This is a genomic window from Acidovorax sp. Leaf73 (genome assembly GCF_916855635.1).
GTDB lineage: Bacteria > Pseudomonadota > Gammaproteobacteria > Burkholderiales > Burkholderiaceae_C > Acidovorax > Acidovorax facilis.
This window is the reverse complement of record NZ_CAKASI010000001.1, coordinates 1,116,913-1,142,888: the sequence shown is the minus strand read 5'-3', so window position 1 is coordinate 1,142,888 and position 25,976 is coordinate 1,116,913. Positions and strand designations below refer to the sequence as shown.

The following is a 25,976-nucleotide window of genomic DNA, read 5'->3' as shown; positions in this document are numbered from 1 at the left end:
GGCACCACTCAGAACTTGGCCTGCAGGCCCACCGTAACGGTGCGCGCGGCCCCCGGCGCCACCCACACGCGGCTGTACGAGCTGGTGTAGTGCACCTTGTCAAACACGTTGTCCACGTCCAGCGACAGGTTCAGCGTGGGGCTCAGGCGCCAATACGCCATCAGCTTGGCCGTGGTGTAGCTGGGCAGCTCAAACGCAGGCATGCCCGCATTGGCCTCGGCCTGCGTGCGTGCCTGGCCCAGGCGTTTGCCCATGTGCGTCACGCCACCGCCTACGCCGTAGCGCTGGCCGTTGGCCAGTGCGTTTTCGTACACCGCCAGCACGCTGCCGTTCACGCGCGGCACGTTCAGCAGGCGGCCGCCCACCTCCAGCGTGTTGTCGCGGGTCACCTCCACATCGTTGACCACCAGGCTCGCATTCACGCGCCAGTGGGTGCTCACGCGGCCAGCCAGGTCCAGCTCCAGGCCCCGGCTGCGCACCTCGCCTGCAGCCACCGAGAAGCCCGTGTTCAGCGGGTCGCTGGTCAGCACATTGCGCTTGGTGATGTCGAACAGCGCCGCCGTGGCGCCCAGGCGCTGGTCGGCGCTCTCCCACTTGGCGCCCAACTCCAGCGCGCGGGATTTTTCGGGGTCAAAGCCATTGCCCGCCACATTGCTGCCCGTGTTGGGGCGGAACGAACTGCCCGCATTGGCATACACCGTCCACCCCGGCGTGGGCAGCCAGCTCACGCCCAGGCGCGGCGACACGGCCGAGGGGTTTTGCGCCGTGGTGCGGCTGGTGATGCGGTTTTGCAGGCTCTGGTCGTAGTTGTCTGCCCGCAGCCCGGCCATCACGCGCCACTGCTCACCCAGCTTCAGGGTGTCTTGCACATACAGCGCGGTGTTGCGCTGCTTCTCCAGCGTATCGGTGTTGCGCCCCGGCGTGGGCTGGGCCTGGCCGTATACGGGGTTGAAGATGTCGATGGCATACGGCGCGGCGGCGCTGGGGTTCACGCGCAGCATCACCGAATCCATGCTGAAGCGGTAGCTCTCCACGCCCACCAGCAGCTCATGCTCCAGCCCGCCCGTGCGCAGGGTGCCCTGCAGCTCGGCCTGCACGGCCACATCGTCCGACTGGAAGTCGCGATGCCGCCGCTGGCGCGTCAGCGTGTGGCCATTGGCCTGCAGCGCGGTGGCCTCGGTCGAGAAGCCCTCCATCCCCGTCTCGCGGTACGACAGCCCCGCGCGGCTGCGCCAGTCGGGGTTCCACTCGTGCGACAGCACCAGTTGGTGCGTCTGGTTGGTCACCGTCACATCGCCATCGGCAGGCTCGCCCAGGAAGCGGCTGGCGGGCACCGCGCCCAGGCGGTTGTTGACCGCCACCACGCCCCGGTCCAGCGGCGTGGCGTGGCGCAGAAATTCAGCCGTGTACTCCAGCACCGTGTCGGGCGAGAGCTTCCACGTCAACGCCGGGGCCACCACCTGCCGCTGCGCGCGCACATGGTCGCGAAAGCTGCCCTTGTCTTCCACCGCCACATTCAGGCGGTAGGCCAGCCGGTCGTTGATGGGGCCGGTGGTGTCCAGCGCCGCACGGCCCAGGCCGTAGCTGCCCGCATAGGCCTCTACCGAATGCGCGGCCTTCCACAGCGGCTTCTTGCTCACGATGTTGAGCGTGCCGCCGGGCTCGCTGCTGCCATACAGGGCGGCGGCCGGGCCCTTGAGGAACTCCACCCGCTCCACCCCCGCCAAGTCGCGCGGCGCGTTGAAGCCCCGGTTGGACGAAAACCCGTTGAGCAAAGTCGCCATGCCCGTGTTCTCGTTGCCCGGCAGGCCCCGGATGGCAATGTTGTCCCACAGCCCACCAAAGTTGTTCTGGCGCGAGACCCCGCCCACATAGTCCAGCACATCATCGAGCCGTGTGGCGCCCAGGTCGTCCAGCGTCTGGCGCGACATGACCCGCACGGATTGCGGCAGCTCGCGCAGCGGCAGGCTGGTCTTGGCGCCCTCGGCCTCGTCGGCGTAATAGGCGCCCGAGGCACTGCGGCCGACCACGTCCACGGCAGACAGGGTGGGTGGGGTGACCACATTGCCGTCTGCGGCCCAGGCGGGGTGCAGGGATGCCAGAAACGCCGCCGCCGCCATGGCCGTCAATGTGGGGCGCGGCAGGGGCGCAGGGCGTGAAGAAGAATCAGGAGAAGACGAAGAACGCATGGCAAACCAGTCCAAAAGCGGTGAATGCAAAAGCCAGTAGCAACGCGGCTCACACCCGCCAGGGAGTTGGCAGGCGCACATGGCCGCGTGCCCGCACGCACCCCACGGGGGTGAATGCAAGGGCAAAAACGAAAAGGGGATGCGCTGGGGAGCGCAGGCTGGCTAGGGATCCTCTGTGCGAATCGAGCGGCGAGTGAGCGCTGCGGATCGGGATGGGCTGCTAGGCGCAAAGCACAGCAATAGCCGTAGCTATTGCGAGCATTTGCAACGCCGCAGACCGCCCGAGACCGCAGATGCACACGGCGCGGTGATTTGCGCAGAGGATCCCTCGGGCCCGACGCGTGTCAGGCCCGCTGGGCTGGCGGGGGATCGCGTGCTGCAAACGGCCAGCGCACCTGCTGGGCCGTAAAGGGGTCTGCGCTGTGCGGCGCGACGGCGCTGGGTTCTGCGGGGACTTGCGGCTGGCGAGCCGGTGCATGCGCCAGCCCCGCCTCCAGCGCGTGGGTCAGGCACCAGGCGCAGGTGGTGTGTGTCTCTTCGCTGTGATCGTCGCTGGCTGTGGCGTTGTTTGCCAACGCATCCACATCGCCTGCGGTTGCTGAGACTGTGGCGCTGCTAACCAGCTCCTGGATGTGCCGCGCCTCGTGTAAGGGCGTGCCCGCCAGCGCGTTGAACAACGCCACCAGCAGAAGCACGATGTGGAAAGGCAGAGCGGGGATGGTGCGGCGCAGCATGAGGGATGCGAATCATACTCAACTGCGGGCTGCGAATTGGTGGGCAAGTCGTTCCGCCATGAAGTGACGGGGAGGCAAAAGCCGTCAATCCAACCTACGTGAAATGCTCGGGTGAGAACGCTCCGTTGGACTGCGCAACTCAGGTCGGACCGACTGAATGGCAGTCGTTTTAGCTGGCTAAAACAACCTGCATCCGGAAGCTAAACTGCCCCTTTCGGACTGAAGCCGCCACTCCCGCGCCTTCTCCGATGAAGCTAAATTCGACGCTCCGAAGGGTTAGCCAAATGAAAAACTACCGAGGGACCAATGAAAGAAGACGATAACGAATTTGTCCTCTACGAGCCCACAAAGTCTGTAAGTTATGGTCATCAGGCTCGGGAAAAGAATGCACGGAGGGCGTGGGCACAAATTGAAGACTTTCTTCAAAAGTGGACCATTGCAAAGCTGCATGACTCCATCTCACTTCAATGCGTACCTCCCTATGATGGCCCGGTGAAGGTCTATAACGAGTTTCGCGCGCACATTAATCGCACTCTCGGAACGGAAGGCGAGGGACTCTGGCACTTCTCGCCCGAAGACCTTCCCAGGGCACTGGCGTTGGCATTCGACGAAGAAAAATGGCCAAGGCAGCAAGGCGATGGCCCTGCATATTTGCGGTTTACCTATGATTTTGAATGGGCGACACCGATACTACCGGCCGCCAGTCCCCTGCGGCGAGGTTCATCGTTCACCATCACTGTCAGCGGTAAACGCATTTTCATTCAGCCGACGCTTATTTTCCCTTGGCCCATCGACTCAGGCATAACCCAAAAATTTTTGTCCGACATTGGGCCTGATGCTCCTATTCAATTGCGAGAGGGTTATTTCAAGCGCATGATTCCAACGAAGAATGGCGAACATAGGGTCCTGCGCATTGCCAAAGATCGCCTAGTTCTTGGTCCTGGGATAGTATTGTCATAGTGGCGGCGCAAACCACATTCATTCCATCAGCGTAGGTAATATATGAAATCACCAGAGGTTTATGCACTACTCAAGTCCGAACTCGCGCCTTGGTTCAAATCTGCTGGATTCAAGCGCGCAAACGGGCCTTTGAGCTGGTATCGTGAATGCGGCAGCGCTTACGTCGTCGCGTGGTTTCAGATTTCGCAAGACGGTTGGGATTTCCACTCCGGCTCAAAATTTGTAGTTGAATTTCAAAAGTCAACGAAGCCAATCGTCGGAGCCAATCCGTCAAGAAGGAAGCGGCTCGCAAAATTTCTCTCAGCAGGTGAGCGAGAAGAAATTCGATTAATTCAAAACAGAGTTATTTCGGATCTGCCCCCTCCACCTCAAGATCATCCGACGTTTCAAATATCTCCAGACGTTGCAAAGTGGTATATTGAGAAGTTCCGAGAAGTCTCGGCTCCTTATCGTGAAAACGAGGACATATGGCTGCGGTACCACTCCTCCCAGCACGTGTCTAGCTGGGCAAGTTTCATCGGGCCCAAATTGCCAGAATGCGTCAGTATTGCTGAGTCATGGAGTTCAGAATTTTTTTCTTAGCACCAATGAAAAAACGCCAGCAGACGCTGGCGTTTTTCTGTGACGGAAGAGCGATTAACCCTTCTGCACCATCTTGATAATGCTGGAAAAATCCAGCCCCCCATGCCCCGCCAGGCTGTGCGCCGCATACAGATTGCGCGCCATGCCCCCCAGCGGCGTGGCAGCCTTCACCGCCATCGCGTTCTCCTGCGCCAGCCCCAGGTCCTTGAGCATCAGGTCCGTGCCAAAGCCGCCCGCGTAACCTTTGCTGGCGGGCGCTGTTTCCATCACGCCGGGGAAGGGGTTGTACTTTTCCAGCGCCCAGTTGCCGCCCGAGCTGCGGCGCATGATTTCGCTCAGCACCTTGGGGTCCAGGCCGTTGGCAACGCCCAGGGCGATGGCTTCGCTGGTGCCGGCCATCAGGATGCCCAGCAGCATGTTGTTGCAGATCTTGGCCGTTTGGCCTGCGCCCACGCTGCCTGCGTGGAAGATGTTGGCGCCCATCTTTTCGAGCACGGGGCGGGCGCGTTCCAGGTCGGCAGCGTCGCCGCCCACCATGAAGGTGAGGGTGCCTGCAATGGCGCCGCCGGTGCCGCCCGACACGGGTGCGTCGATAAACGCCACGCCCTTGGCCTTGGCAGCCTCGGCCACCTTGCGGGAGGTGGCGGCAGCGATGGTGGAGCAGTCGATGATCAGCGTGCCCGCAGGCAACTGAGCCAGTAGCTCGCCCGCGCCCAAAAAGAGGCCTTCCACATGCTGGCTGGCGGGCAGCATGCTGATGACGACTTCGGCGCCTGCGACTGCCGCCTTCGCGTCGGCGGCGATGGGCACACCGTCTGCGGCCAGCTTGTCGCGGGCGGGTTGGGAGAGGTCGAACGCGCGCACTTCGTGGCCTGCCTTGTGCAGGTTGTGTGCCATAGGGCCGCCCATGTTGCCGAGGCCGATGAATGCGATTTTCATGGTGTGTTGCTCCTGGATGTCGTTGTGATGGTGAAAGGGAAGGGGTACGGTTTTGGTATGAATTTGATAGCTAAAAAGGCTTATCCATAGAGCGGTAGCGGCCTAAAAAGCTTGAAATCTAGGGGCTGATGTCGGCCCCACGGCTTGCCAGCTCGGCGCGCAGCACCGAGCGGTGGCAGCGGGCTTCGTCCTCGCAGTAGCAGCCCAGCGACATGGCGCTGTGGTGCGACAGCGCGGCCAGCAGATCGAGCGTGCGGCTGGCCTCGGGCTGGGCCAGTTCTTTGCGGAACTGTTTGGCGAAGGCCTCCCACGCCTTGTCGCCTTCTTGGCCGGTGGGCACCTGCTGGCCCTGGGCCATGAGGTCGGCACTGGGGGAGAGCAGGGGGTACCACACGTCGTAGTAGTCGCGGCTAGCGAACTCGGCCTTGGGCACGCCACGCGGCGGGCGCGCACGGTGCCGATGCGGGTGCCTTCCCCGGCGGCGCGCGGGGTGCCGAGACGGACGATGCGAAGGGGCATGGTAGTGGGCTCCGGTAGGGGGCGAGTCAGTCGTCGGCTTCGAAGATGCTGTGCTTCTTCGCGGCGGCTTTTGTCTTCGGCTTGGTGCCGGTGCTAGCGGGTGCTTTCTTCGCTGCAGCCGGGGTGTTGGTTGTTTTCTTCTTGCGTGGAGAGGCCTTGGCCAGCGGGTTGTAAGCCAGGGCTTCTTCGACCCAGTAGTTCCACTGCGCGCGGGTGGTGTAGCCGTTGGGCTCCACCCAGAAGTAGCCCTGCATGCCGCCGCCGGGCGATAGTTCGCGGGTGTTCTGCATCTCTTGCAGTTCGCCGTGGCGCTCGGGTGGCAGGCGCACCAGCAGCTCTTCACCTTTGATGCCAATGCACAACTTGCCGTCCACAAAGAAGCAGTAGCAGCCGAACATGGTCCGTTCTTCCACGTCGCTGCGGTGCGCGAGCGCCGTGCGCACGGCGTCGATCAGGTGCAGGGTTTCGTCGGAGAGGGGGCGGGCGGGCATGGGTTCTGATCCAAATGTGCTGCTACCGCCCGTTGGATAAGCGCTAGTAGCTATGAAAACAGGAGTAAGCGCTCAGCGAATCACCTCCGTCGCATCCCCATCCAGCATGCGCCGCGCAATGATGACCCGCATGATTTCGTTGGTGCCTTCCAGGATCTGGTGCACACGCGCGTCGCGCAGCAGGCGCTCCAGCGGGTATTCGCGGATGTAGCCGTAGCCGCCGTGCAGTTGTAGGGCGTCGTTGATGACGGTAAAGCCTGCGTCGGTGGCAAAACGCTTGGCCATGGCGCAGTAGGTGGATGCGTCGCGCGCACCGGCGTCGAGCTTGCTGGCGGCCAGGCGCACCATCTGGCGGGCTGCGACGAGTTCCGTTGCCATGTCGGCCAGCTTGAACTGCAGGGCTTGGAAGCTGGCGATGGGCTTGCCGAACTGCTTGCGGTCTTGCATGTATTGCTGGGCGGCGTTGAGCGCGCCTTGCGCAGCGCCCACGGAGCAGGTGGCGATGTTGATGCGGCCACCGTCCAGGCCCTTCATGGCGATCTTGAAGCCTTCGCCCTCGCGGCCCAGCAGGTGGTCGGCAGGGATGCGCACGTTGTCAAAACTGATGGTGCGCGTGGGCTGGCTGTTCCAGCCCATCTTCTGTTCCTTTTTGCCGTAGCTGATGCCGGGCGTATCGGCGGGCACGGCAAAGGCGCTGATGCCGCTGGCGCCAGACTGCGCATCGCCCGTGCGGGCCATGAGCACCAGCACGTCGGTGCTGCCTGCACCGCTGATGAAGGCCTTGCTGCCGTTGATGACGTATTCGTTGCCCACCAGCTCGGCGCGGGTCTTGAGCGAGGCGGCGTCGGAGCCTGCGCCGGGCTCGGTCAGGCAGTACGACGCGAGCTTTTCGCCTGTGGTGAGCAGCGGGCCCCAGTGGTCGCGCACGGCGGGCGTGGCCCAGGTGCCCAACATCCAGGTGGCCATGTTGTGGATGGTGATGAAGGCGGTGGTGCTGGGGTCGACGGCGGCCATTTCTTCAAAGACCAGGGTGGCATCCAGCCGGGGCAGGGCGAGGCCACCGGCGGCTTCGGGTGCGTACAGGCCACAAAAGCCCAGCTCGCCCGCCTTGGCGATGGCTTCTTTCGGGAAGATGCCTTCTTCGTCCCAGTGCGCGGCGTGGGGTGCGAACTCAGCTTGTGCAAAGTCGCGGGCCGTCTGGGCAAAGGCGCGTTGTTCTTCGGTGAGTTCAAAGTCCATACTGCTTGTCTCGTTGGTTCTTGTTGTTCTGGGGTGGAGTTTTTAAGGCTTGGCAGACGGATGGTCCAGCGTCAGCCAGCGCATCAGGCCTCTGCGGCGGTTCTCGGTCTCTGCGGTGAGGCAGTCGTGGTACAGGCGCGGCCACTCGGGTTCTGACTCACTGGCGCGTGTGGCCTGCTTGCAGCGCGTGATGCGGTCGCGCTGCCAGTTGGTGTGCTCCTGGCGCAGCTGGGGGCGTTCATGGGCCGACAGGGCGCGCATCACATCACCGTAGAGGATGGCGATCTGCGTGTCCGCGACCTGGTAGGCCTTGACCGCGCACGCGTTGGTCTCTTCCAGACTCCCGGCGTCGCGGCATGCTGCGCCTGCCTGGGCGTGCACGCTGGGGCTCAGCAACAACGCACCCACGGTGCCCGCGATTACAGCCACCGTTGACACCCAATTCTTCAGTTTGAAAATTTGCATGTCCTGCTTTTACCACCGACCAATGCAGTCGAAACCGGCGCGGCCCAATGCCAGTGCCACCGTGCAAGGGCCGCCATCTCACGGTTCAGGCACGGGTGGCGTCCCCCTTTCCGCATCGCGCAGCGATGCAGAGAAAAAAGGGGGAAGCGGCGCAGCCGCTCAGGGCTGTTATTTCAGGCTAATTGTGGTGTTGACGCCCTGGCTCACCGTGCTGTCATCAAACCAGCGTGCCGTCACCGTCTTGGTCTGTGTGTAGAACATGACGACCTGCTTGCCGTAGGGGCCCAGGTCACCCAGCTTGGAAGCGCGCGAGCCGGTGAACGAGAACAGCGGCACTGGCACGGGGATTGGCACGTTGATGCCGACCTGGCCCACGTCGATCTCTTCCTGGAACTTGCGCGCTGCCGCACCCGACTGGGTGAAGATGGCAGTGCCATTGCCGTTAGGGTTGGCGTTGATGAATTCGATGGCTTCGTCGATGTCTGCGGCGGGCACCAGGGCCAGCACGGGGCCAAAGATTTCCTGGTCGTAGATGGCCATGCCGGGCTTCACGTTCGAGAAGATCGTGGGGCCCACGAAGTTGCCCTTTTCATAGCCGGGCACCACGGGCTTGCGGCCATCGAGCTCCAGCGTGGCGCCGTCGGCAATGCCGCGCTCGATCAGGCCTTCCACGCGGGCGAGGGCGGCGCAGGACACCAGCGGGCCCACATCGGTGCCCTTTTCGGTGCCGCCGTTGACCTTGAGCGTCTTGGCCTTGGCCACCAGCTCGGGAATCCACTTTTGCGCCTCGCCCACCAGCACCACCACGGGCAGGGCCATGCAGCGCTGGCCAGCGGCGCCAAACGAGGCACCGGCAATCGCGTTGAGCGTTTGTTCCTTGTTCGCGTCGGGCAGGATGATGGCGTGGTTCTTGGCGCCCATCATGCATTGCGCGCGCTTGCCGGCCAGGGTGGCGCGGTTGTACACATGGGTGCCCACCTTGGTGGAGCCCACGAACGACACGGCCTTGATGTCCTTGTGGTCGCAGATCGCGTTCACGGCCATTTCGCCGCCGTGGATCACGTTGAGCACGCCGGGTGGAATGCCTGCTTCGAGCGCCAGCTCCACCAGGCGCATGGTGACCATGGGGTCTTGCTCCGAAGGCTTCAGCACAAAGGTGTTGCCCGTGGCAATCGCCATCGGGAACATCCACAGCGGAATCATGGCTGGGAAGTTGAAGGGGGTGATGCCTGCGCACACGCCCAGCGGCTGCAGCAGGGTGTAGGTATCGACACCACCGGCCACGTTGTTGGCCAGCTCGCCCAGTTGCAAGTTGCCGATGCTGGCAGCGTGTTCGACCACTTCGAGGCCACGGAACACATCACCTTCGGCGTCCGGCAAGGTCTTGCCTTGTTCTGCCGTCAGGATCGCGGCCAGCTCGGCCATGTTCTCGCGGATAAGCTGCTGGTACTTGAGGAAGATGCGGGCGCGGGTGCCGATGGGCGTCTTCTTCCAGGTCTTGAACGCTTCCTTGGCCGAGGCCACGGCGGCGTCGATTTCTTCAGCGGTGGCAAACGGCACGCGGGCCAGCACCTCTTGCGTGGCGGGGTTGACCACGTCGCGCCATTCAGTGGTCTTGGATTCGACGAACTGGCCGCCGATCAGCAGCTTGACGGTGGGGGCCAGTGCGGCCACGTTGGTGGGTGCGTTCATGGGTTTGTCTCCGGGGTGGTGAAGGGCCTGCAATCGGGCCAACCTGCGCATGGTATGCGTGCAAATATGTAATTGCAATGCGTCAATTTGCAATTTGAATGTGCTTTTACGCACATTGTTTGCCTTGCACCTTCGCCCTTCAGTTCATGGGCTTCCAGATGAAGGGGAAGCCTTTGGAGCTTGCGCTTCACCCCATCGACGGGAGGGCCCGCCTTCAGAAAAAAAGGGGCAGGCCCTGCGGCCTGCCCCTTTTCCTGATGCGCGCAGCGCGGAGCACTCAATTTCTGGAGGGAAAAATGCCTTGCAAAGCGATGATGAAGCTAACAGCCAGAGACGGTTGCATCACGGAAACAGGCGAGTTGTTTCCAGCGCTTCCGGTGTTGCCATTGCTCACCGGAAGTTGCGTATTGGCGCTGGCACTGGGCGCGTACTGCGCATTGCGCTGGTTGGACGCTGCCGGTACGTTACCTGGACCGGGTTCCATGAGCGTGCCAAGCGTGGTTGTTGCGGGTGAAGAGAGAGACACGGTGTGCGTGTGTGCCGGTAAATTTGTGGAGAGCAACGTGACATTTTCAGCGCCACTAACCTCACCCAAGCTGCGAAATGAAAGCCCCGGACCCGAACCTTGGCCCATGGGAACTCGACCTCGCAGATCGGGCAAAGCAAAGGTGGTTGATCCGTTGCCGCCATAGGTGGTGCCAAGCAGGGAAAACAATGCAGTGTTTTGGGCAATGGAGAGAATCTGGCCATTGCAAAACGCCCAGCCGTTGGGGGCAAAGGTGCCTCCGAACATTCGTATTTCACCGATAAACGGATTGGACATAGGTGTACTCCTTAAGTCAAAAGATAGCCAGTGGTCCAGCCGCGTTGTGCAACGGCTGCTGCTGGTGTGGGGTGTGAGGTAGGGTGTTGTCGTCGGGCGCTGACGCCCAGGAAGGTGTTTTCCCACAGGGGGCCTGCGCTGTCGGTGCCTGCATTCACCCATTGGCGCTCCCCGCGGGGGCCTACAAGGGGGGTGTGGTGCAGGTCGGCCCAAAGGTCGCGCATGTGGGTGCCCAGGGGAGCAGCAACCACGGCCGTTCCCAGGGTGGCGCCCGCCTCGGCACCCAGCAGTGCAGCGGCCGTCCAGCCCAGGCCCGCTTGGGCCAAGCGGGCCTTCCAGCCTGCGTCGGCCGATTCGGCCTGGGGCCAAGTCGCAATCGTGTGTGCATGTAAACCTGGGTTGTGTTCAGACAGCCACGGCAAGCCCGCCAGATCGGTGCGCAGCGCTGCAGAGTGCTTTTGCCACCATTGCGCAAAGCGCTGCGACTGGGGGCCCGAATACAGTGCAATCACCGCATCGGGCTGGTGCGAAATGATGGACTGCTTCAGGCCCCCAAATTCGGAAGCGTTGTTCGGCATGTCGGCAATGTGGCGGCCCACCACCTTCCCACCCAACGCCTGCCAGCGTTGCTGAAAAGACTGCAGGAAGTCAAAGCCCGACTCGTGCCGCCCCATGCTGAGAAAGGCGCGCGGGCCGCATTGCGCGTACACCCGGTCGGCGAGGGCTGTGGCCATGGCACAAAGTTCCAGGCTGTGGCGAACCGTCAGCGGGTGGGTATCAGACTGCGAAACCATGTCTGCGCCCGTGTCGCTGATCCACAGTGGCACGCCTGCCGACTCTGTCAAGGGCGACACCTTGTTTGCCAGCGCGGGAGGCATCCATCCCATCACCGCGTCAAACGGCCTGGCTTGAAGCGCCGCACCCACTGCCTTGGCAGGCGCTGATGGCAGCAAGCCTGCAGTCAGCCAGGTCAGGGCGACTTGGGACGAGGCTCCGGCCTGGGCCAGCCCCAACTCCACACCTTGCTGGTAGTCACGGGTCAGCTCCGGCAGTTTTGCAGAGCTGGGGGCGATGGCCAAGATGCGCCAGCGTGGGTTTGCTGTGCCCAGGGAGTTCAGGAGCGGGGTGGAAGCCTGAACGCCGGTGGCCGCTGCAGCCCCGCCGGTGGCCAGAAAATGACGTCGATGCAGTGCCGCGATCATTGCAGTGCTTCCTCAGACTGGGTGGTAACTGCCGCAGGGTGGCTGCGCCGCTTGGCGTGGAGCCTCTCGTAGTGAGGTGCGATCCACTGCGCAGTCAAGGATTGGAGAAGGTCGCTTGCCATGCTGTGTTTGGTGTGTGTATCTGGTTCAAAGACTTCGTGGGGTTGCTTGCCATGCCGTGTGGCGCGCTCGCGCATTCTTTCGCGATCCGCGTGCGAGACCTGCCAGCGCATGTGGGGGAGCACCTGTGTTTCGATGGCATCGGGCAACTGGGCGTAGTCGAGCAACAGCGCGCGTGTGGGGTCGAATTGCTGCGCCATGGCTGCGTAAATACTGCCAAGCATCTGGGCGCAATACTGCTCGGCAGACATGGCGTGCATTTCGGCAGGGTTGACCCCACCAAAGTTATGGCCCAGCGCGCCTTGGACCATAAAAAACGCACGCTCGCGCATCTGGGACACCAGCACCGCGAGCGGCTCGCGGGTGAGGAAGACCCAAGGCGCATCGGGCCAGGCTTTTGCAAACAGCGCTGCCTTGTCGGTGTTCCAGGCGTCCTGCTTGAGGCTCATTGTCTGCAGCGGCGGGCTGGCGCTGTCGCAGCGTTGCGCCCAGGCGCTGGTCCACGCGCGCAACGCACGGACCACCTGGGCTTCGTCGATCAGCCCACTGGCCAGCGCCTGTCTTACCAGGAAGTCCACGGGGCCCGGCTCAGACAGTTGCAGGTGGTGGGGGCTTTCTGCCAGCGTTTGTGTGATCAGGGTGGACCCGCAGCGCGACACATGGAAGATGACGAGCGAAGGATCGAGACCTGGGGATCGCTCATGCCAGGCCAGCAGGTCGTGAAGCGGCGTCTGGCGCCGAAACGCCAGGTGGAAGGGGTGCCTCAGCTGATTCTGGATGCCATGCTGGAAAAACGGTTCACGCAGCGGCGCGTCCAGCAGGCGAGCCCAGTCCACCATCACCTGGCCCTGTGCGATGTAAAAGCGAATGGGTCGCCAGCCGCTGAAGTTCACAGTACCCATTGCTCAGTCCATGCGCGGCGCCCGGCCTTCATGGCCGACTCCACGTCCGATGCGTCAAATTGAAAGCCCGCGGCCTGCCCCATGTCCACCGACTCGCGCACGAAGTCGGCCATGTTGGTGATGGTGCTGAGTCGCTCTGCGTAGTCAGCGTTGGTCCCCACCAGGTCGCGGAACTGGATGAACTGGCGCCACGGGTCATCCGCGTCGGGCAGGGGGTCACCGCAGTCGCTCGCGCGCAGGGCATCGACCAAGCGCATGTCCACCGAGGTGTCGGCCACCAGGTGGACTCGGCTCAGGGTGCCACGGTTGCGCACCCGGTGCGGGCGCGACACATCCACATACCAGCATTCGCCAGCGCGCAGCGGAATGCGCTCGCCATCCACATGGAAGAACACCCGTTCGCCGGTTTGCAGCGGCACATGCAGGCGAGCCTCACCACGCCCCACACAGAGGTCGGCGTCGGTGTGCTCCTTGATCTCGCAGCCCGGCAGCAATTGCATCAGCCGCACGGACTTCCATGGCAATGCCATGGTGTCCAGCATGGCGCGCAGCGTGGGGCATTGGTCCAGGGCCGGTGTGTCGGCATAGCGCGATGCAGCCACATCCACGGGAACGACATCGATAGGTGCCTCGGGCGCAGCACGCAGCGCCAGCGCCTGCCATCCCCCGTCATGGCGGCCTTCATTGAAATGGGTGCGCCAGAGGGAGGCCGGCAGCGCATTCACCTCTGCCAGGGCGGCGGGGGTGTCAAACCGCCAGGGCAGCCGTGCTGTCTGCGCGCCCTGCACCCACAGGCCCCGTGGTGGCAGTTCAGCAAGCGATGATTCCGCAGACGTCATTGCGTGCAGATGGCGTAAGCACTGCAGGCGGTCGTCAAAGCGGGAACGCGGTAGGAGTTGAGCAGGCGGACTGACCAGCCCTGCACCCCGGCCGCACAAGCACCGCCTTCGACGGGGCGGTTGGCCGCCACATATACACCGTCTGCTTCGATCCCCCCAGCGCCACTGGCCCCTTCGTACCCGCCGCCGATGACTTTCTCGCCCGCATTGCAGCAGGAGGTCACAGCGCAGCTGTCTGCCGTGCCTGTGCCAGTGGCTGGCCGAATATTGACAGTGATCGCGTTGCTGCCTGCAGGACCCTGGGGGCCGGTGGCCCCTGTGGCGCCTGCCGGGCCCACCGAGCCGGTGGCACCCGTGGCGCCGGTAAGGCCTGCTGTTCCTTGGGCGCCGGGTGTTCCCGCTGGTCCGGTAGCGCCTGTAGCGCCGGCCGAGCCCGTGGCACCCGTTGGACCTGCGCTGCCCGTGGCTCCTGTCGCTCCCGCCGGGCCTGTGGCGCCCGTAGCCCCTGTCAGGCCCGCCGGGCCTGTTGCTCCTGTTGCACCGGTGGCGCCCGTCGCTCCGGTGGTGACCCCGGGAGCACATTGGCCCAGACGCCCGGTTGGGCCGTCAAAACACAGCACATTGGCATTGGTATTGGCCGTTCCCGAGAGACTGGGAACCCGCACTTCGCCAGAGTCTTGTACGCGCAGGCGCTCGGTATTGCCCGGCCCCTTGACCACGAATCCACCACCTGCCGGGGGCGTGAAACTTATATCCGCAGCGTGGACGGACACAGTGGCCAGTGCCAGGCAGGCTGGACCAGCCCAAAGCGACTTATAGGGAAAAGTGGTGCGTTTCATAGAGGTTGAGGGCTAAGGATGCGGGTGGGCAAAGCAGGGCAGGACAGGCCCCGTGGTGCGAAAAGATGGGAGGGGTGACAAATGGCCCGTGGCCGCGAAGGTGAACGCCCTGGACAGGCGCGGGAGCCGGTGGGACCCCTTGCACGGCATTGGCATGCCGGCAGACAGCCCCGGAGGCTGCGCGAATGCGTTCATCTTTTCTCCCTTGCGCTGAACTGTTGCTGGCCGCCATGGCGGGTGTGTAGACCCGTTTGGCTCTGGTTGCGGTGCGCTGCCCTGTTCTGTGTGCAGGTTTCAGCGCGGGCGGAGTGTGCAATAGAAAGCATACTGTGTAAATTGTTAAATGACATGTATCAAACGATACGTGGCGACATGACGTACCTATCCAGTGGGTCTTGGTGGGCCCTGCCGGGCTGATTTCGGCGGCGCTGGGCCGGGTGTTCTTCCGCCATCTCTGCGCGGAGCGCCACAATCGGGCCATGGATTGGGACCATTTCCGCTATTTTCTGGAGCTGGCGCGCGCTGGCACGCTGGCAGGCGCCGCCCGCCGCCTTGGGGTGGAGCACACCACTGTGTCGCGCCGGTTGCAGGCGCTGGAAAAGCAGGTCGGCTCGGCCCTGTTTGCCCGTGAAGCAGGCGGCCACCGGCTGACCGAGGCCGGGCGGCAGCTGATGCCCAAGGTGGAGGCGATGGAGACGGCCTTTCTTGCGGTCGAGAGCGCGGCCCCGGGTGTGCGCCAGGGCCTGCACGGCCTGGTGCGCATTGGCACCACCGAAGGTTTTGGCAATTTGATCCTGGCGCCCCAACTGGCCCGCTTTGCGCTGGGCCACCCGGGCCTGGTGGTGGACCTGCTGGCGCTGCCCCGGCTGGTGCACCTGTCGCGGCGCGAGGCGGACATCGTGATCTCGCTGGAGCGCCCGGCGCGCGGGGCGGTGCTGGTGGTCAAGCTCACTGACTATGTGCTGCAGCTGTACGGTGCGCGCAACTACTTGGCGGGTCATGCGCCCATCCATACGGCCGATGATTTGCGCGGCCACACCTTCATCAGCTACGTGGATGACCTGCTGTTCAGCAAGGAACTGCAGATCCTGGACGAGCTGCACCGCCCGGCGCATTTTGTGCTGCGCAGCACCAGCATCCTGGCGCAGTACGAGGCGGCGCGTGCCGGCGCTGGGCTTGCGGTGCTGCCTGCGTTCGTGGCGGCGCAGGACCCGTCGTTGATCCCCGTGCTGCCTGGGCTGGCGCGGTTTCAGCGAACGTTCTGGATGTCGATGCCTGCAGAGAACAAACACGTTGCACGCATGCAGGCCACATGGGCGTTCTTGCGCGAAGCCGTGGCAGCGCAGCAGGGGCTCTTGTTGCCACAAGTTGTTTGAATTTGCTATATAAATAATAGCGTTTTGCGCTTTATCTACAAGCGCCAGGGCCTGTTTTTATTCATTTTTTGCCCACCAAAGCCGTGTTCATCCCGCTGGCGCCGGGGCCGATCAGCGCCGGGTTGCTGTGGCGGAGGTTCTCCACTCTGCTGGAACCCATTCATACAAAGGGCTGGGGTCCCGCTGCCAGCCCTGGGGCGCCACGGCCTGGGCAGTGCCTGCGGGCAGGCCGCCGCCTGGACCCATGTCGATGGCGGCCAGTTGCTGCATCCAGGTGACGTCCACGGTGCCGTCGGGCGCGGGGCGGGAGAAGATCAGCGCCAGCATCCGGCGCGCCTGGGGATCGCCGCTGCTGGCAGCGATCTGGTACAGGCGCACGGCTTCGGTGTAGTTGGCCGGAACGCCATCGCCCTGGTGATACCTTCGGGCTTCGATGTACCAGTCTGCTGCGCTGTAGCGTGCGGACCGTGCGCCCCCGGCGGGTCCGCTTTGGATGCGGCTGGTCAGCAGGCTGGCGTTCGCTGCCGCGGCTTCAGACCGTGTGGACGCCGACTGGAACTGGGCCAGCGCTTTTTCGAAGTCGCCTGCCGCCAGGTATTCCAACCCGAGCTCGTTTCTGGCCTGTGCATTGCCCGCGCGGCTGGCCTCGGTCAGCAGCTTCAGCAGGGTGGGGCTCGATGGGGGCGGGGCCAACGCGCCTGCGTCCCGCGCCGGTGCTGCGGCACGGGGCTCGTCCATGGGGGCCAGTGCCTTGGCGGCATGCCATTGCAGGTACTTGGCCAGGCCAGGCTCTGTACGGCGCACCAGAGCGATCCAGTGCATGGCCGCGACCGGGTTGGGCGCTGCAACACAGCCGCTGAGCTGGCACCACGCCAGGCCGGCAGGTGCCAGTGGGTGGCCCAGCATTTGCGCGCGCTCGAACCAATGCTGGGCTTGTGGCGGGTCTGCGGGCATGGCCAGGCCATGCAGCGCCAGCAAGCCCAGCAACCAGGCCGCATCGGCAGGGGTCATGTCGGAGGTCACACGGACCGCGGAGGGGCGCTGTTTGCGCATGGCCGCCCCATCGCCTTGCGCTGTGCGGCGAAGTGTCTGCAACTTTTTCTCCCGGTCAGGATGGTCAGGCCCCGGTGCGCGTGGCGATGCTGCATGCAGGGAGGAACGTTCGATGGGGGCTTCGGCAGGTGAGGGCAGTGCATGCACGGACCCCAGGGCCGGCAAGGCCAGGCCCAGAAAGGCTGTGCCGACCGCTGCCAGTGCATGGGCCACATGGCCGCAGTTGAAGCGGCGGCGGGTGAGGGGCAGGGCGATCATGGCTGGCTTGCGCGGCGCTGGATGGTCTGGCTTTGCGGGCCGGTCCTTACTTGCGCACAGCGGGTTGTGCGGGGGCGGGCGGTACCACCCTGCGGGGCACCACGTTCCAGTACACCGCGTTGCCCGTGTATCCCCCAGCGCCCCAGGCCGCCGCAAAGGCTTCGTTCAGCCGCTCCAGTGCGTGGTAGTTCTTGAGGGGCTTGAGCGGCGGGCCACGCAGCGCCTCCGGCAGCCGGGGCGTGCTGTCTTCGTCGGTGGCAAAGCAGGCGACACCTTCGGTGCCGGGGCTGGCCGCATCCATGATGAAACCGGGGTTGGGGCTCATCCAGTCGGGGATGCGGATTGCCTGGTTGGCAGATACCCATCCTGTAGGGTGTGCCTGATTGGGCAGCAGGCGTATGACGGTTCCGGTCGCATCAGCCAGATAGCACTGCAAATAGGAGGCCCGTGACACCGTGGCGGACAGGAAGATCTGCTCGCCCACTTCGAAGGCTGTGCGCTCCAGCAGCACATTCTCGATCTGCAGGTTGATGGTGCGCTCGGGCGGTGTGGCGCCATACTTCACCGCACTTTGCGTGCTTGTCACCACATCGTCCAAAGCATCTGGCCCTGCCTGCCCTTCGGCGGCCTGTGCCAAGGGCTCAGCATGGGTGCTGGCCCAGCCAATGCGGGCCAGCGTGCCCTGGGCCGAAAGTCCCACAAAGTTGCGCAACGCGCGTTCGTAGGTGGGGAAGTCCACCACCCCTGTCACCACCATGCCGTTGTCGGCCTGAAAGCGCGCCAGCGCCCTGCGCAATAGAGGGCTGTTGTCGGGCAGCGGTGTAGCGCTGGGCGCCAGATACCCCTGGCTGGCGAGCGAGCGCGCCACCAACTGCGTGCGCACTGCAGGCGAGCCCTCGTCAAACCAGTCACGCAGCTGCCGCTGGAAATCGGGGTGGTTTTGCTCCAGCGTCAGGCACTGCCAGTACGGCACGCGGGCCCATTTGCCGACGAGCTCGATGGTGGCCAGATCCACCAGGGTCCGCACGGCGCCGCCCGATCCCTGGGTGTAGTCGCGCCCCACATTGAACTGGACTCCGTAGGTGCCGATGCGCCCGGCCAGATCAACGCCTTGGCCGCCGTTGCCGATGATGACTTCGTTGGCCGAGTCGAGCCCGGGGATCAGCGTACGGGTGCGAAAGTCGCCCAGGTGCATCTCCAGCCCGATGATGGTTGCGTTGCGGCTCTGGCTGTAGCCCAGGTCGATCCGCGGTCCGGAAAGCCCTGTATCGAACCGGTTGTTGATGACGTTCTGGTCCACGTACGAGATCGAGCCCGACAGGTACAGCGCGGGCCGCTGCAGCTGCATCTGGTTGTTGTTGAGCAGGATCGTCGTGAGGTTCTGCACCGTGTCCTGGCGCGCAATGTCCACCTCGTAGTCGACGAAGCGGAACGCATTGCTCAGGCGCGACATCTGCGACAGCGCGGTGATCACCATGTCCTTGGTGGCCACGGTCACGCGGGTGGAGTAGTCGGGGATCTGCTTGCTGGTGATGAGCGTGGTCGGCAGCTGTGCGTCGCGCAGCAGGTGGTCCATGCACATCAGCGAATCGGAAAAGCTGGAGATGGAGCGGGTAGGGCGCACCACGGGCCGGTCGGTGATGGAGGCCAGGCTTTGAAACTCCTGGTCCTTGCGCGGGTCCCGGGGGGTGGCACAGCCGCCAAGCACCAGCGCCAGCAGCAACACCCACAGCGTTGCGTGGTGGGGACCTGCTTGGGTGTGCTTGTCGGCACGGGCCTGGCCGAGTGCGATGGGCGGCATGTTGTCTCTCCTCGCTGCAGGAACTGCAGGGCAGAACGTGTTACTTGCAGATGTTGACGAGATCGCCCCGCAGCACCACCACCTGGGGGGCTTGGTTTGGGCCATATTTACCTGTGCCCGTTGCGGCGCCCGATACGGTGTTGCTGCCCACCTCCTGAACGCAGGTCTTTTGCATGCCTTGCGCGTTGGCGGTGGTGACGACGTCGTTGTTGGTCAGAACGCCGCCCGGGTCGTCGGAGAAAGCCTTGGCCTCATAGCGTGCAATGCGGGCGCGCAGCCACGACGGCATGGTGCTGGCGTTGTCCAGGCCTGTGGATGCCGCTGCCGCCCCTGTGGGCTGCATCTGGATGGTGAGCTTTTTGGTGAGGACGACCGGGTCTTCGCCGGGGGCCTGGGCCCCCGCCGGGACCGCAAAAAGCACGGCTGCGAAGGCGGCTGCCCATGTCGCCCAGTGTGCAAAAAAACGTGTGCTCATGGAACACCTCCTGGAAAGGGGAAAGGACCGCACCCGGGCTGCCAATGCAGCCATGCCAGTGCGCTCCTTGGCAAACACGTCCGGGCAGCTGCGCGCGGCCCGGACCCAGGCCGCCATCGGCCGTTGTGTGCCGCAGTGGCGGCGCTCTCAGTGGGGCCAGCCAACTGTCTTGGTGGGCTGGCAGGTGAAGCAGGCATTGTTCGAGGCAATGTTCTGCACGGCCTTGCTGTTGCTGCCGCTGGACAGGTTGTTGACCGACGAATTGATCATGGCGGTGAACTGGTTGGAATTGCCGCCGATGGTGACCCCTCCAACGTTGGAGGAGAGGTTCTGGCTGGCATAGGCTTCGCTGCCGCTGGCGGTGTTGGTCAGACTTCCGCCGAAACCGGTCACGGTCTGGACCGAGTTGCCGCTGATGGTGACGTTGCCTGTGTTGGAAGCGAGGTTCTGGAACGCTTCACTCTTTGCGCCTGTCGAGTTGTTGTTCACCGACACCGAAGTCAGGGACACAGACTGGGTGGAGTTCCCGGTGATGGTGATTTCCGGGCTGGAAGCTACGGGACCGGTGGCCAGGGCGGCAGTGGCAACGGCGCTGAGTGCGATGAAAGCAAGGGTTTTCATGACAGATCCTTCAAGGATGAACTTCGACACATGCTGCAACCGCAGCGAATCTGCGATGCAGGGCTGGACAGGCTGTCTGGTCAGTGCCCGGAAGGGGGCGATGGCCGTGTGGCGCTGTCTGGTTTCAGTGTGTTCCTGGATGTGTCGGCCGCAAATACGCTGGGCGGGCTACCTCAATCGATGGAGCGACCCGCTTCTTGCGTTCACTTTGCTTCCTCTGCCACGGTCAAAGGTGCGCACTGCTGCGCATAGGAAAAAGCGGGGAACGAGCGCTGAATTTCAGGTAGTAACCATTTGTGAAGTTTGTGAAGTTCACAATTAGTTATAGATTTCAATCTTTTTTTGCCGCATCTTGATGCGCCGCAGCCCCTTGGGGTGGCGCGCGGAAAAAATGGAATTGAAAGCCGCGTCGGCTTTGGAGCCTCGTACAGAGATACAGCAGCGAAAACCGTCATTGAGTCGCAATGGACCAAGTCCGCAGGAGTTTCTAGTGATGAGCAACTGGCAGCCTGACAACTCTCCGAACCCGCCCGTGCCGGCGTTGGCCTGCTTACCCTTTGCAGATGCAATGCCAGCGCCGCTGTGGTCATCCGGGCAATTCGACACTTTTGACAGCCCTCCTTCTGTGTGGCCTGCCTTTCTCACGGGGCAAAAGGCCAGCCCGGTGCGGGTGCTTCTGGTGGATGACGACCCGCATATCCGCCTTGTCATCGCCCAGGAGCTGATGGCAGATCCCCGCACCCTGCTCGTTGCGCAGGCCGGCAGCGTGCGGGAAGGGCGCAGAGCGATCAAGCAGCATGATTTTGATGTGCTGCTGGTGGACCTCAATCTCGGCGATGGCGATGCCTTTGATTTGCTGGGGCTCCTCAAGTCGGCGCGGCCTTCTGCGCAGGCCGTGGTCATTTCGGTCATGGAAAACGACGAGCAGGTCATGCGCGCATTCGAACTGGGAGCTGCAGGCTACGTGGCCAAGAACTCGTGGTTTCGCAACTATTCGATGGCGGTGCTGCAGGTGGCCAACGGTGGCGCATCCATCACGCCTAACCTGGCCCGCAGGCTGCTGCAGCGTTTTGACCGCATCCACGGCGCCGAGACCAAGCGGCGACAACCCGACGAGGCAGAGCGCCTGTCTGAGCGCGAAAAAGAAATCCTGCGCATGGTGGCCAGCGGCTACACCAGCGCCGAAGTGGGCTCGCGCCTGCTGATCAGCGGCATGACAGTCAACACCCATCTGCGCAACATTTACCGCAAGCTGCAGGTGCGCACGCGCGCGCAAGCGGTGCGTTTTGCCTCGCTGCGGGGACTGTTTTAGCGAGCGTTCATTGGGGGGGAGCCGCTGTACATGTGCAGGTCCCGGAAAGGCAGATGCCCTTATGTTTCGCACCCGCCCACCATGGTTTGCCGTCGTTTGCGTTGGTATCTGGCTACTACAGATGGCACTGATTGCCGTGGCATTTCACTGGATCGGGTCCGTAAGTTCGTCAATGCAGCGGTGGTGGGAGATGGCTGTGGTGGGCGCGACCATGGGGCTTGGTGCAATGCTGCTGGTGCAACTGCCCAGGGCCTTGCAGTGGCGCCCCCGGCTCAGCCCGCGGCCCAGTATGGAGGTCCTCGCCGAGCGGCGGCGAATCGCCAGGGATCTGCATGACAACCTGGGCGCCCAACTGGTCTGCGCCCTGGTCTTGCTGGAATCTTCGAAGCTCCGCGAGCCCGCGCTTCATGCGGCGCTGGAAAAGTGCCTGCTCGACCTGCGGTTGATCGTGGATTCCATGGACAGTGCGGACGCACCGCTGGCGGATCGCCTGGCGCAGCTGAGATACCGCATCTGTCCTGTGCTGGCGCAGCGCGGCATCCGCATGCTGTGGGATGTTGAAACGCCCCCATGTGCAGATTTTCCGCTCCCGGAGAGCACGACCCATCTCGTAGCCATTGTTCAGGAGGCCTTGAGCAATGCGCTGCAACATGCGCAGGGCACCGAGATCGAGGTGCGCGCGAGGAACCTCCTGGACACCGGGGCCTGGTGCATGGAAATCCGCGACAACGGCCGGGGTATGGAGCCGCCGGGGCCGCAAAGCACGGTGGCCACTGGCAAAGGAATGGCAGGGATGGCGCACAGGGCAACGCTGGCGGGTGGAGATTTGCAGGTGCTCCAGGGCGAGCACGGCGGCACCTGCATCCTGGTGGTGGTGCCCTGGGCACGCGCAACATGAAGCGCCACGCACCGTGGCATGCCTTGTTGCGATTGCTTTCAAGCTGATCGGCGGCGGGAGTGGACCAGCGGGCGCAAGTGGATAGGATCGCCTCGCTGCTGTCCTTCGCCCCACGCTGATTTCTCATGCCTGACCCAAGCCTGCCTCCATCCACTCCACCCTGGTGTTTGCGCCACCGCGCCGCAGCCCTCGTCACCCACGGCGGACGGGTGTTGCTGCACCAGCTGGACGGCGACAGCTTCTGGGCTCTGCCCGGCGGCGCGATCGAGCCTGACGAGAGCGCGTGCGATGCCCTGGCGCGCGAGCTGCAAGAAGAGCTGGGCGCGGACAGGGGCACGTGCATCGCCGTGGGCTCCCTGGCCGTGGTGGCTGAGAATTTTTTTGCCTATGGGGGCGTGTCGTACCACGAGATCGGGCTGTATCTGCGCGCCAGCCCTCTGCCCGGCAGCCCGTTGGCAGCGACTGATGGCCCCTATGACGGCGTGGAGGGCGCTCGCAGGCTGGTGTTTGCTTGGTTTTCTGCCGCCGAGCTGGCCGGCTTGGATATTCGGCCTGCTTTTCTGCGGGCATTCCTTGGCGACTTTTTGAAGCAGGAGCCCGCAGGCGTTCTGCACATCGTGCACCGCGATACTCCCCCGCAAAAAACGGATGGAACGGCTGGTGCCCATCAACACACTGCCCTCACCACAGGATGACGACAATGACGCCCCAAAATTCTCAGGCCCATCCAACCCGCTGGGTCCGGCTCACCGCACTGCTTTTGCTGGTCTCCCTGGCTGCCTGTGGTGGCGGCGGCTCGGCCGACGGACCCACCGCAGGTGCCGATGCGCCATCTCCGGCACCGGCCCCGGCGCCCGCACCGGGGGCATCCCCTGCACCGTCCGTGCCCGGTGCGCTGTCGCCCACCTACACCGGCGAAGGCACGTTCTACGGCGCCACGGGCGAGGGCAACTGCACTTTCGACGCGAGCCCCAGCAACCTCCTGGTGGCGGCGATGAACGGCCCTGACTATGCGGGCAGCGCCGTCTGTGGCCAGTTTGTGGCGGTGACAGGGCCCAAGGGGGCCGTCACTGTGCGCATCACCGACCAGTGCCCCGAGTGCAAGACGGGCGACCTGGACCTGAGCGAGTCCGCATTCGCCCGCATTGCCGACCCCGTCGCAGGCCGTGTTCCCATCCGCTGGCATGTGGTGCCGGGTGATGTCACGGGCCCGGTGAGCTACCGCTACAAGGAGGGCAGCAGCCGCTGGTGGGTGGCCATCCAGGTGCGCAACCACCGCTTGCCCATCACCGGGCTGGAGATCAAGCCCAGCGGCAGCGCAGACTGGATTGCCGTGGCGCGGACCGACTACAACTACTTCGTCCACCCCAGCGCGATCGCCACAGGCCCGCTGCAGGTTCGCATCACCGCTCTGGGCGGCGCCACGTTGATCGACACGCTGCCAGAGCCCTCTGACGGAGTTGTGGTCGCGGGGGCCGGGCAGTTTCCGTGAGCGTCCTGTTTCGTCTCCATCTCGTCACCCTCTGACCCTCTGACCCTCTGACGCCAAGCCGTGAACCCTCTCGAACTTCAGTCCTATCTGCACCAGCACATCCCCTTGTCCCAGGCCATGGAAGTCACCGTGGTCGAGGCATCGCCGCACCAGGTGGTGCTGAGCGCGCCGCTGGCTCCCAACATCAACCACCGCGAGACGGTGTTTGGCGGTAGCGCGTCGGCCGTGGCCATCCTGGCTGCGTGGTCGATGTTGCACCTGCGGCTGTCGGCCGAGGGGCTGGGCAGCCGCCTGGTGATTCAGCGCAACACCATGGACTATCTGGCACCCATCGACGGCACCTTCACCGCCGTGGCCCAGGCTCCTGCGCCAGAGACCTGGCAGCCGTTCACCCGCATGCTGCAGCGCAAGGGGCTAGGGCGGATCGCGCAGGCTTCCGCGCTGCACTACCAGGGGCAGCCTGCGGGCCAGCTGGTGGGGGAGTTTGTGGCCTTTGGGCCTGGCTATTCATAGCCGTTGAGGTACAACACGCGATCCAACGACTTCACCGGAGCACAAAACATGGGATTGCTTGACGGCGTGATGGGTAACGCATCCAAGATTGATGCTGCCAAGATTCAGGAGGAATTCAGCCGCATCCTGGCCCCGGGGGAGGTGGTGGAGCATGCCTACCAGCTGATCCGCGACTATTTTGTGTTTACCAACAAGCGGTTGGTGCTGGTGGACAAGCAGGGCATGACGGGCAGCAAGGTCGAATACCACTCCCTCCCGTACAAGAGCATCACGCACTTCAGCATCGAGACCGGTGGCACGTTCGATCTGGATGCAGAGCTCAAGATCTGGATCTCTGGCTCAGCAGCGCCGTTTCAAAAGCGGTTCAACAAGAAGCTCAGCATCTATGAGGTGCAGTCGGTGCTGGCCAGCTACGTGCTGAAGTAACGCGGTTTACCCAGTTTCATCCGGGCATTGCAGCAATGGGGGTCGCGTACCCTCAGCTCACTGGGCGAAGCGGTGGCCTGTCCTTTTGACACAGGCACCGGGGCTTTCGCCACACAGGAGTTCACAGCGATGTCCCCCCTTATCTCTGGCCTGGCGTCGGTCGCCTCCTTGATTTTCAACGCCACCGCCGGTGGCCCTGGCAAGTCGTCTGCGTCGCGGCGCAGCGGGGCCGATGTGGAACCCGAGCCGTCTGCCGTGCTCACCCTGAGCCCGCAGGCGGAGGCTCTGGCGGGCTTTGCAGGCAAAGGCATCCTGGTGTCGCAGGGCAAGTTGGAGAACACCCTCGGTGCGGTGGCACGCGGCAGCGCGGGGTCGGCCGCCAATGCAGCGTCGGCCGCATTGTCGGGCCGCCCAGTGCCCACTCAGGATTTTCAGGAGCTGCTCACCCGGTTTGGCGCGGACGATGCGCAAAAGGCGCAGCTGACCGCCGGGTTTGATGCGAACAAGGACGGCTCCATCACGCAGGATGAATTCTTGAAAGGCCTGGCCAAGACCAAGGGCGCCCAGGCGGGCAGCGACTTCTCGCAGGCCGTGATGCAGCTGATGGACCGCAGCGGCAATGCCGATGGCAGCGTGACGGACAAGGAGTTTTCAGCGTTTTCGACCGCGTTTGCCGCGACCGTCGCCCAGCGGGCCGGGGTGGCGTGAGCGGCGGCTTCGTTTGGGCGCGATACGCGATTCCGTTCACAAAAAAGCACAACGGCCCAAGAAGGGCCGTTGTGCTTTTTGCGGTTGCCGCTGTCCCTTTTTGGGGACCGAGCGCAACCGCAAGGGGTGGGTGAGGTTTATATCCTGCCCATCAGCAGCAAGATCACCAGGATCAGCACCACCAGGCCAATCCCGCCGCTGGGTCCGTAGCCCCATGAGCGGCTGTGGCCCCAGGTGGGCAGCGCGCCGACCAGGATGAGGATCAGGACGATCAGGAGAATCAGCGAGAGTGACATGGCGGTTCCTTGTTGTGGGTTGCGGTGAATGCATTGTTGGGTGCATCCAGCGCGCTACCCGCAGGTGCCACGCCCGCACGGTGGTCAGGGTTTTCCGACACGCCGTGTGGGATGGAGGGCTGAGGTCGTGCTGATGGGAAACAATAAAGTGCTATTGAAAATATAGCTGCTAGCGCTTTATGGATAAGCGCTAGCAGCCAATTTTTATCAAA

The 25,976-nt window shown here is 63.8% G+C and carries 27 protein-coding genes and 1 pseudogene; 10 read left to right on the top strand and 18 right to left on the bottom strand.

Annotated elements, in window-relative coordinates; genetic code table 11:
• Positions 1–8 precede the first annotated feature (8 nt).
• Together LPA35_RS05305 and LPA35_RS05300 are read right to left on the bottom strand one after the other, a co-directional pair.
• Positions 9–2,120: a TonB-dependent siderophore receptor gene (locus LPA35_RS05305; RefSeq protein WP_228895974.1), complete on the bottom strand. Its 2,112-nt coding sequence runs from the start codon at positions 2,118–2,120 to the stop codon at positions 9–11.
• Positions 2,121–2,533: 413 nt separating this feature from the next.
• Positions 2,534–2,923: a DUF2946 family protein gene (locus tag LPA35_RS05300; RefSeq protein ID WP_228895555.1), complete on the bottom strand. Its 390-nt coding sequence runs from the start codon at positions 2,921–2,923 to the stop codon at positions 2,534–2,536.
• 306 nt (positions 2,924–3,229) lie between these two features.
• Here LPA35_RS05300 and LPA35_RS05295 point away from each other — a divergent pair, with 306 nt between their 5' ends.
• Both LPA35_RS05295 and LPA35_RS05290 read left to right on the top strand, forming a co-directional pair.
• Positions 3,230–3,883, top strand: a complete 654-nt coding sequence (locus LPA35_RS05295) for a hypothetical protein (protein ID WP_228895553.1) — start codon at positions 3,230–3,232, stop codon at positions 3,881–3,883.
• 42 nt (positions 3,884–3,925) lie between these two features.
• Entirely contained in the window at positions 3,926–4,465 is a 540-nt protein-coding gene (locus LPA35_RS05290; RefSeq protein ID WP_131798434.1) for a hypothetical protein, read from the top strand.
• 54 nt (positions 4,466–4,519) lie between these two features.
• Here LPA35_RS05290 and mmsB read toward each other — a convergent pair whose 3' ends face one another.
• The 11 genes and pseudogenes from mmsB to LPA35_RS05235 form a co-directional block, all read right to left on the bottom strand.
• Positions 4,520–5,467: a 3-hydroxyisobutyrate dehydrogenase gene (mmsB, locus tag LPA35_RS05285; RefSeq protein ID WP_255669574.1), complete on the bottom strand. Its 948-nt coding sequence runs from the start codon at positions 5,465–5,467 to the stop codon at positions 4,520–4,522.
• Positions 5,468–5,522: 55 nt separating this feature from the next.
• Positions 5,523–5,923 (bottom strand): annotated as a pseudogene (locus LPA35_RS05280) (DUF488 domain-containing protein).
• Positions 5,924–5,949: 26 nt separating this feature from the next.
• Positions 5,950–6,414, bottom strand: coding sequence for a TfoX/Sxy family protein (locus LPA35_RS05275; protein ID WP_228895548.1), 465 nt, complete (start codon positions 6,412–6,414; stop codon positions 5,950–5,952).
• A 72-nt stretch (positions 6,415–6,486) separates the two neighbouring features.
• On the bottom strand, positions 6,487–7,653 hold the full coding sequence (locus LPA35_RS05270; protein WP_121420269.1) for an acyl-CoA dehydrogenase family protein: 1,167 nt from the start codon (positions 7,651–7,653) through the stop codon (positions 6,487–6,489).
• Positions 7,654–7,695: 42 nt separating this feature from the next.
• Positions 7,696–8,118, bottom strand: a complete 423-nt coding sequence (locus LPA35_RS05265) for a lysozyme inhibitor LprI family protein (RefSeq protein ID WP_121506253.1) — start codon at positions 8,116–8,118, stop codon at positions 7,696–7,698.
• Positions 8,119–8,286: 168 nt separating this feature from the next.
• Positions 8,287–9,810, bottom strand: a complete 1,524-nt coding sequence (locus LPA35_RS05260) for a CoA-acylating methylmalonate-semialdehyde dehydrogenase (protein WP_055396084.1) — start codon at positions 9,808–9,810, stop codon at positions 8,287–8,289.
• A gap of 277 nt (positions 9,811–10,087) precedes the next feature.
• Positions 10,088–10,633, bottom strand: a complete 546-nt coding sequence (locus tag LPA35_RS05255) for a phage tail protein (protein WP_228895547.1) — start codon at positions 10,631–10,633, stop codon at positions 10,088–10,090.
• A gap of 11 nt (positions 10,634–10,644) precedes the next feature.
• The gene (locus LPA35_RS05250; protein WP_228895544.1) at positions 10,645–11,835 is read right to left on the bottom strand and encodes an ABC transporter substrate-binding protein; all 1,191 of its coding nucleotides are present in this window, start codon (positions 11,833–11,835) and stop codon (positions 10,645–10,647) included.
• Positions 11,832–12,857: a sulfotransferase gene (locus LPA35_RS05245; protein WP_228895542.1), complete on the bottom strand. Its 1,026-nt coding sequence runs from the start codon at positions 12,855–12,857 to the stop codon at positions 11,832–11,834. The genes LPA35_RS05250 and LPA35_RS05245 overlap by 4 nt, the downstream gene beginning before the upstream one ends.
• Positions 12,845–13,696, bottom strand: coding sequence for an aspartyl/asparaginyl beta-hydroxylase domain-containing protein (locus LPA35_RS05240; RefSeq protein WP_228895540.1), 852 nt, complete (start codon positions 13,694–13,696; stop codon positions 12,845–12,847). The genes LPA35_RS05245 and LPA35_RS05240 overlap by 13 nt, the downstream gene beginning before the upstream one ends.
• On the bottom strand, positions 13,693–14,535 hold the full coding sequence (locus LPA35_RS05235; RefSeq protein ID WP_199726989.1) for a collagen-like protein: 843 nt from the start codon (positions 14,533–14,535) through the stop codon (positions 13,693–13,695). Before LPA35_RS05235 ends, LPA35_RS05240 begins: the two co-directional genes overlap by 4 nt.
• A gap of 479 nt (positions 14,536–15,014) precedes the next feature.
• Here LPA35_RS05235 and LPA35_RS05230 point away from each other — a divergent pair, with 479 nt between their 5' ends.
• On the top strand, positions 15,015–15,911 hold the full coding sequence (locus LPA35_RS05230) for a LysR family transcriptional regulator (RefSeq protein ID WP_228895538.1): 897 nt from the start codon (positions 15,015–15,017) through the stop codon (positions 15,909–15,911).
• Between the two features lie 111 nt (positions 15,912–16,022).
• On the opposite strand, the gene LPA35_RS05225 is transcribed toward LPA35_RS05230, so the two are convergent.
• The 4 genes from LPA35_RS05225 to LPA35_RS05210 form a co-directional block, all read right to left on the bottom strand.
• Positions 16,023–17,222: a hypothetical protein gene (locus LPA35_RS05225; RefSeq protein WP_228895536.1), complete on the bottom strand. Its 1,200-nt coding sequence runs from the start codon at positions 17,220–17,222 to the stop codon at positions 16,023–16,025.
• Positions 17,223–17,268: 46 nt separating this feature from the next.
• Positions 17,269–19,023, bottom strand: coding sequence for a DUF4384 domain-containing protein (locus LPA35_RS05220; protein ID WP_228895534.1), 1,755 nt, complete (start codon positions 19,021–19,023; stop codon positions 17,269–17,271).
• Positions 19,024–19,063: 40 nt separating this feature from the next.
• A complete protein-coding gene (locus LPA35_RS05215; protein ID WP_228895532.1) occupies positions 19,064–19,498 on the bottom strand; it encodes a hypothetical protein in 435 nt (144 codons plus the stop codon).
• Between the two features lie 147 nt (positions 19,499–19,645).
• On the bottom strand, positions 19,646–20,119 hold the full coding sequence (locus LPA35_RS05210) for a hypothetical protein (protein ID WP_228895530.1): 474 nt from the start codon (positions 20,117–20,119) through the stop codon (positions 19,646–19,648).
• A gap of 568 nt (positions 20,120–20,687) precedes the next feature.
• Between LPA35_RS05210 and LPA35_RS05205 the strand changes: the two genes are divergently transcribed.
• The 7 genes from LPA35_RS05205 (at position 20,688) to LPA35_RS05170 (ending at position 25,468) form a co-directional block, all read left to right on the top strand.
• Positions 20,688–21,431 (top strand): response regulator transcription factor, encoded by a 744-nt coding sequence (locus LPA35_RS05205; RefSeq protein WP_228895972.1) that lies wholly within the window; start codon positions 20,688–20,690, stop codon positions 21,429–21,431.
• 199 nt (positions 21,432–21,630) lie between these two features.
• Entirely contained in the window at positions 21,631–22,329 is a 699-nt protein-coding gene (locus LPA35_RS05200) for a sensor histidine kinase (protein WP_228895527.1), read from the top strand.
• Between the two features lie 125 nt (positions 22,330–22,454).
• A complete protein-coding gene (locus LPA35_RS05195) occupies positions 22,455–23,024 on the top strand; it encodes an NUDIX hydrolase (protein WP_228895525.1) in 570 nt (189 codons plus the stop codon).
• A gap of 5 nt (positions 23,025–23,029) precedes the next feature.
• A complete protein-coding gene (locus tag LPA35_RS26110; RefSeq protein ID WP_304505250.1) occupies positions 23,030–23,821 on the top strand; it encodes an expansin EXLX1 family cellulose-binding protein in 792 nt (263 codons plus the stop codon).
• Positions 23,822–23,881: 60 nt separating this feature from the next.
• Complete coding sequence (locus tag LPA35_RS05180) at positions 23,882–24,334, top strand: YiiD C-terminal domain-containing protein (RefSeq protein WP_055397783.1); 453 nt, start codon at positions 23,882–23,884, stop codon at positions 24,332–24,334.
• Positions 24,335–24,382: 48 nt separating this feature from the next.
• On the top strand, positions 24,383–24,760 hold the full coding sequence (locus LPA35_RS05175; RefSeq protein ID WP_121420259.1) for a PH domain-containing protein: 378 nt from the start codon (positions 24,383–24,385) through the stop codon (positions 24,758–24,760).
• Between the two features lie 129 nt (positions 24,761–24,889).
• Positions 24,890–25,468: a hypothetical protein gene (locus tag LPA35_RS05170; protein WP_228895522.1), complete on the top strand. Its 579-nt coding sequence runs from the start codon at positions 24,890–24,892 to the stop codon at positions 25,466–25,468.
• Positions 25,469–25,605: 137 nt separating this feature from the next.
• Here LPA35_RS05170 and LPA35_RS05165 read toward each other — a convergent pair whose 3' ends face one another.
• Positions 25,606–25,764 carry a DUF3309 family protein gene (locus tag LPA35_RS05165; protein WP_007856361.1) on the bottom strand — a complete coding sequence of 53 codons (159 nt, stop codon included), beginning with the start codon at positions 25,762–25,764 and terminating at the stop codon, positions 25,606–25,608.
• Between the last annotated feature and the right edge of the window lie 212 nt (positions 25,765–25,976).